Source organism: Geobacillus thermodenitrificans subsp. thermodenitrificans DSM 465 (genome assembly GCF_000496575.1).
GTDB lineage: Bacteria > Bacillota > Bacilli > Bacillales > Anoxybacillaceae > Geobacillus > Geobacillus thermodenitrificans.
Genome location: NZ_AYKT01000063.1, coordinates 1 through 537, shown reverse-complemented (window position 1 = coordinate 537; position 537 = coordinate 1). Strand labels below are relative to the sequence as shown.

The window sequence follows — 537 nt, the reverse complement described above, 5'->3', positions numbered from 1 at the left end:
TATTGCAAATGACGCGGCATAGCCCCATCACTGTCACGACTTTGATAGCGCCACGTAGCGTAATCAACGACAAACATCAAATGATAAGGGTTAGCTAAATCGATAGCTAACCCTTTTTCTTCATCAAGTTCTGTTACCACTGCATTTGCAATGGAAGTTATATAAGTGTCACGAACGTTTGAGCGAATGCCTAAGCGCTCTTTTACTAAATCAACAACAGTTGCTAAATCCATTATTCATCGCCTTCTTCCACTTGGGCAATTAGCGGTTCCCCTGCCAAGTTTTTGTCTGACATTAGTTCTTCAATACGTTCTTTCTTGACGCGGCCTTTGCGCGGGTATTTGTCACCTGCACGGTAGAGATGCAGATTATCTTGGAGATCTCGAAAATCTTTGATTACGACATATTTTGTCATTTCACATCAATCCTTCATTATGCGGCCGGAGCCGGATCGGTGATCGTGACAAGAACGAACGCTTCTGGTTTCACTGGTTTTCCATCGAAGCGTCCTTTACCACGGAATGCTGTTTGATCTTC

The 537-nt window shown here is 43.6% G+C and carries 2 protein-coding genes; both read right to left on the bottom strand.

Annotated features, from left to right (window positions below; all coding sequences use genetic code 11):
* On the bottom strand, nt 1-233 hold a 233-nt coding region (locus tag DSM465_RS0117985; protein WP_029761985.1), incomplete at its 3' end, for a hypothetical protein.
* On the bottom strand, nt 233-415 hold the full coding sequence (locus tag DSM465_RS0117980) for a hypothetical protein (RefSeq protein ID WP_029761984.1): 183 nt from the start codon (nt 413-415) through the stop codon (nt 233-235). The genes DSM465_RS0117985 and DSM465_RS0117980, both read right to left, overlap by 1 nt.
* Nucleotides 416-537 lie beyond the last annotated feature (122 nt).

What these genes read in the sequence shown, in the direction of transcription:
- DSM465_RS0117980 (WP_029761984.1), bottom strand. Translation starts at nt 415, where the DNA reads ATGACAAAATATGTCGTAATCAAAGATTTTCGAGATCTCCAAGATAAT.